5 protein-coding genes are annotated in these 5,459 nt (G+C 44.4%); 1 reads left to right on the top strand and 4 read right to left on the bottom strand.

Features of this window, described 5'->3' with window-relative positions; translation table 11 throughout:
- Positions 1–22: 22 nt before the first annotated feature.
- Positions 23–1,906 carry an AAA domain-containing protein gene (locus BACCELL_RS04455; protein WP_007210380.1) on the top strand — a complete coding sequence of 628 codons (1,884 nt, stop codon included), beginning with the start codon at positions 23–25 and terminating at the stop codon, positions 1,904–1,906.
- 368 nt (positions 1,907–2,274) lie between these two features.
- On the opposite strand, the gene ilvC is transcribed toward BACCELL_RS04455, so the two are convergent.
- The 4 genes from ilvC to BACCELL_RS04435 form a co-directional block, all read right to left on the bottom strand.
- On the bottom strand, positions 2,275–3,318 hold the full coding sequence (gene ilvC / locus BACCELL_RS04450; RefSeq protein ID WP_007210378.1) for a ketol-acid reductoisomerase: 1,044 nt from the start codon (positions 3,316–3,318) through the stop codon (positions 2,275–2,277).
- A 52-nt stretch (positions 3,319–3,370) separates the two neighbouring features.
- A complete protein-coding gene (locus tag BACCELL_RS04445; protein ID WP_007210377.1) occupies positions 3,371–4,123 on the bottom strand; it encodes an acyl-[acyl-carrier-protein] thioesterase in 753 nt (250 codons plus the stop codon).
- Positions 4,116–4,685 carry an acetolactate synthase small subunit gene (gene ilvN / locus BACCELL_RS04440; protein ID WP_007210376.1) on the bottom strand — a complete coding sequence of 190 codons (570 nt, stop codon included), beginning with the start codon at positions 4,683–4,685 and terminating at the stop codon, positions 4,116–4,118. Before ilvN ends, BACCELL_RS04445 begins: the two co-directional genes overlap by 8 nt.
- A 32-nt stretch (positions 4,686–4,717) precedes the next feature.
- Positions 4,718–5,459, bottom strand: a 742-nt coding sequence (locus BACCELL_RS04435) for a thiamine pyrophosphate-dependent enzyme (RefSeq protein ID WP_007210375.1), incomplete at its 5' end; no start/stop codon positions are given.

The raw sequence follows: 5,459 nt of genomic DNA, 5'->3' as shown, positions 1-5,459 counted from the left end.
TCATTATTCATCATTAGTTTATATGAGCAATAACCTCCTTTCTCCAACAGACCATCTTCAGCGACAAGAACTGCTCCTGCGCATGGAATATGAATTCGAAAAGGAAGAATTCAAAAGACAGACTGAAACCATGGGCATCGCCCGTAAGGTAAAACGGGGACTCTGTTGGTATCCTGCCACTCCCGGACGAAGTTACTACAATTCACTGAATCAATTAGTAATAGAAATTACACATACGGAAGATACTGATATAGAACATAATTTTGAATTCGGGCGTCCCGTCTGTTTTTTCCGTAAAGGATACGACGAAAAGATCACATATTTCAATTCTATTGGTACTATCAGCTATGCCAACGAAACACGTATGGTTGTTGCAATGCCCGGTGCAGGTGCTATACTGGAAGTGCAATCTGCCGAAAACCTCGGAGTGCAGCTTTATTTTGATGAAACATCCTACCGCACTATGTTCGAAGCACTCTCCGATGTAATTCGCGCTAAGGGCAATCGATTGGCAGAATTAAGAGATATTATGTTGGGAACTTTAAAACCCGGATTCCGTGAACTCTACCCCGTCCGTTTCCCCTGGCTGAACTCTACACAGGAAAATGCAGTGAACAAAGTATTGAACTCCCGCGATGTTTCTATTGTACACGGGCCTCCGGGAACAGGGAAAACAACTACTCTCGTAGAAGCTATCTATGAAACATTGCACCGCGAACCTCAAGTGCTGGTTTGCGCCCAAAGTAATACTGCCGTCGACTGGATCTGTGAAAAGCTCGTAGATCGTGGTGTGAATGTCCTGCGCATTGGCAATCCCACCCGGGTAAACGACAAAATGCTTTCATTCACTTATGAGCGCCGCTTCGAAGGGCATCCGGCCTATTCTGAACTATGGAGTATCCGTAAAGCCATGCGTGAAATAGGTGGCAAGCATCGGGGCAGTTATGAAGAACGTGAAAGCGCCCGCAATCGTATGAGTCGCCTGCGTGATCGTGCCACACAATTGGAAATACAAATCAATGCCGATCTTTTTGACAATGCCCATGTCATAGCTTCCACCCTTGTCAGCAGCAATCACCGTATACTGAACGGGCGTCACTTCGGTACACTTTTTATTGATGAAGCTGCCCAAGCCCTGGAAGCCGCCTGTTGGATAGCTATTCGCAAAGCCGACCGTGTAGTACTGGCAGGCGATCATTGCCAGCTTCCGCCTACTATAAAATGTTACGAAGCTGCCCGTGGAGGCCTCGAATGTACATTGATGGAAAGAGTGGTTGCCAATAAACCCAGCACCGTCTCCCTATTAAAAGTACAATATCGTATGCACGAGGATATCATGAAATTTCCCTCTCAGTGGTTTTATAATGGAGAACTACAAGCGGCTCCTGAGATACGATACCGCGGTATTCTCGACTGGGACACTCCTATCAACTGGATAGATACTTCTGACATGGATTTTAAAGAAGAGTTTATAGGAGAAACATTCGGGCGTATCAATAAAGCAGAAGCAGATTTACTTCTTCAAGAATTAAAAGTTTATATCGACCGCATCGGTGGAAAACGCGTGTTAGAAGAGCGGATCGATTTCGGTATAATCTCCCCTTACAAAGCCCAGGTGCAATATCTTCGCAATAAGATTAAAGCAAGCGGCTCACTTAAGCCCTACCGGAGTCTACTCACCGTTAACACCGTAGACGGCTTCCAAGGACAGGAACGTGATGTCATTTTCATCAGCTTGGTCCGTGCCAATGAAGACGGACAGATAGGTTTCTTGAATGACTTGCGAAGAATGAACGTAGCCATCACCCGTGCCCGCATGAAGCTGGTGATATTGGGCGAAGCGGAAACAATGAAACGCCACAAGTTCTATAAGGAACTCATTGAATACATCCATACCATCACATAGACTCGCCGAAAGAAAAACTCATCGACTTATACTGAAATATCTTTTTCCCAGTTGAGATAATATATTTTCCCAGTTAGAGAAATATATTTTCTCAACTGGGTAAAAATAGGCTTGCTTTAAATTCAACTATAGAAATCGGAAAACTTAATGTAAACACCGGATATTTCGGCTAATCCTTTTTTGTCAATAATAGATTTATGAAGTCCCCGGTAACTTCATGCTTTGTTATAAAAAAAGAGGAGCAACTTACGTTACTCCTCCCATTGTCTTCTTCCCGAACTTAAATCAGGATTACGGTTACAAATATACTACATTGAAACACCGAAATCAAATATTCGGGCATTTTTATTCTTAATCCCCAAGAAGGATTAGTTGTTTTCCGGACGCAACTGACGAACCGTAACAGCAGTCTGCCACATTTCGCTTTCGCGCAACTGACGAAGTTCTTCGTTCAGTTTCTCACGATAATCAGGTTGAGAATTGCTATCGATAGAGATCTGAGCTTCATTACCAGACTTAACGCTTGCATACAATTTCTGTACTACCGGCTTAATAGCATCGTGGAACGGAGTCATCCAGTCCAGAGCACCGCGTTGTGCAGTAGTTGAACAGTTAGCATACATCCAGTCCATACCATTCTTTGCGAACAACGGCATCAATGACTGAGTCAATTCTTCTACAGTTTCATTGAATGCTTCTGACGGAGTATGACCGTTTTCACGCAATACTTCATACTGAGCCAACAGCAATCCCTGAATAGCTCCCATCAATGAACCACGCTCACCTGTCAGGTCAGAAGTAGCTTCACGTTGGAAAGTGGTTTCGAACAAATATCCTGAACCTATACCGATACCCAATGCAATGGTACGATCCATAGCTTTACCTGTAGCATCCTGATAGATAGCGTAAGAAGAGTTCAAACCACGACCTTCGAGGAACATAGTACGCAATGAAGTACCCGAACCTTTAGGAGCTACCATGATTACGTCGATATCTTTCTGAGGAACTACACCTGTACGGTCGCTCCAAGTGATAGCGAAACCATGAGAGAAGTAAAGAGCTTTTCCCGGAGTCAGGTAAGGTTTGATAGTAGGCCATACAGACATTACGGCTGCATCAGACAACAAGCACATAATGATAGTACCTTTCTCACAAGCCTCCTCAATGCCAAACAGTGTTTCACCCGGTACCCATCCGTCAGCTATTGCTTTCTCATAAGTCTTACCCGGACGCTGTCCAACGATTACGTTGAAACCGTTATCGCGCAGGTTGCATGCCTGTCCCGGTCCTTGTACACCATAACCGATCACTGCAATTGTTTCATCTTTCAAAACTTCACGTGCTTTTTCCAAAGGAAACTCTTCGCGGGTCATTACATTCTCAGTAACACCGCCAAAATTCAATTGTGCCATTTTCTTTTTTAGTTTTTTATTTGTGGCTTGCGCCAGCTAATGATTAATAAAATTATTTCTCTGTAAATATTACTTTTGAACGGCAAACCACCTCGCTGCCATTCTTTTTCACTTCAATATCGAAAGCTCCGTCACCCAATTCATCTTTATAGAGTGTAAGTTCATCACCGTAATAACTCTCAGCTACGTAAGCCATTTCAAAACGGCGGATACGCTTTTCCTTATACATCTCTATCGGAAACAAGTCCATGATATGTTCGATGTAGCGGATACTGTTCACGTGTCCGTTGATGTCGATATCACTGTATTTAGCTTTCAATGTAGCTACCGGTTCGGTAGAAGTCACTTTGATGCGTGAAGGTTTCTCGATAGGGCAAGGTTCATCGCACACATAATCTACAATGCTACCTCCGTGCAATGCCAGCAAATCGGCAGGCTTGCGGGTATTGAGGTTAATCATAGCCCATACAGAACGCGCATAACCAATCTTCTTTCCGTCTTTGTCCAACAAGGCAAAGTTACGATCTGTGAAAAGGCGGTATACATTCTCTACCCAAGTCCAGATGGTAAAGTCCTCATATTGATAAGGCATTTCATCCAGTTCGATGGCAAGGCGGGAGAGTACCCATGTGTAGTTGTCCTCATTCAGCGTGGCTATACCGAACCCGCGGTCGCTGGCATGGAAACCGGCGCAATTCAGCAAATGGTTTCCCAACACGCCCATGGTAAGACGCCCGGTAAAGTCCACATGAAAAGGCTCCGCTACAAACTGATATTTTCCTATCTTACTACTATTCTCACTCATTGTTTTGCTCCTTTTCTTTTTTCAAGCGATATTTCGTTTCACGGTCGGCAAGGTATTCGTTCACACGCTCGAAGCAACTCGTGGTGATAGCCACACGCCCTGAACGCACAAACTGAAGTACACAATCAAGGGCACGCAGCTCGTCATAAAGATTGGTGATTTCTTCACCCATACCATTCTTCTCTACGATAGCAAACACAGCATTCACCTCTACGATACGTGCATTATACTTGCGGATTACTTTCGATACCTCCGGTTTTTCTTCCAGTATCGGGGTTGTTATCTTATACAATGCAATTTCGTGCTGATAGATCTCATCATCCGTGAAGTAGTGCGCTTGAAGCACATCTATCTTCTTGGTGATTTGCTTGGTCACTTTCTCAATGGTGTCTTTATCCGTCCATGCGGTAATAGTGTACTTATGTACACCCTTGATGGACGAAGCCGAAACATTCAGACTCTCGATATTGATCTGGCGACGGGTAAACACTGCGGTTACCTGGTTCAGCAAACCGGCGAAGTTCTCCGAATGAACGATTATCGTATATAATGTCTTATCCATACTAAATTAAGAATTAAGAACGAAGAATAAAATTAGCATTCCAACAACATCTGGTTTACCGAACCACCCGGAGGTGTCATCGGCAACACATTGCCTTCTTCCATAACGCAGGCTTCCAACAGGAACGGACCATCCGTAGCAAGCATTTCCTCTATTGCACCTTTCAGTTCTTCACGCGTCATTACACGACGTGAAGGAATGTCGTAGGCAGAAGCTATCTTCATATAATCCGGATTCAGCATCGGAGTGAACGAATAGCGACGATTGAAGAACATCGCTTGCCACTGGCGTACATTACCCAGGAAGTTATTATTCAGCAAGATCATCTTAACGGGAGCCTTCTGTTCCATAATGGTTCCCATCTCCTGAATGTTCATTTGCAGACCACCATCACCCATAAATACACATACAGTGCGGTCGGGACGTCCGAAAGTTGCACCGATTGCTGCGGGAAGTCCGAAGCCCATTGTACCCAACCCACCGGAAGTTACAATGCTACGTTCCTTACTATACTTAAAGTAACGGGCAGACATCATCTGATTCTGACCAACATCAGTAACCAATACAGCTTCATGATTCGTTGCCTCACTTACGGCACGGATCACTTCTCCCATACTCAAAGATTTACTTGCCGGATGCAACTCAGGACGGATCACCTTTTCTTCCTCTACTTTCTCGTAAGGCAAGAAACTATCCAACCATTCTTGGTGAGTAGCAGGTTTCAGAAGTGCCGTAACGGCAGCAAGGGTTTCCTTGCAATCGCCCAATACGGCA

The organism is Bacteroides cellulosilyticus DSM 14838 (assembly GCF_000158035.1).
In the GTDB taxonomy this organism is placed as follows: Bacteria; Bacteroidota; Bacteroidia; order Bacteroidales; family Bacteroidaceae; genus Bacteroides; species Bacteroides cellulosilyticus.
Note: the sequence above shows the minus strand (reverse complement) of the source record. Positions and strands in the feature narration are given on the sequence as shown.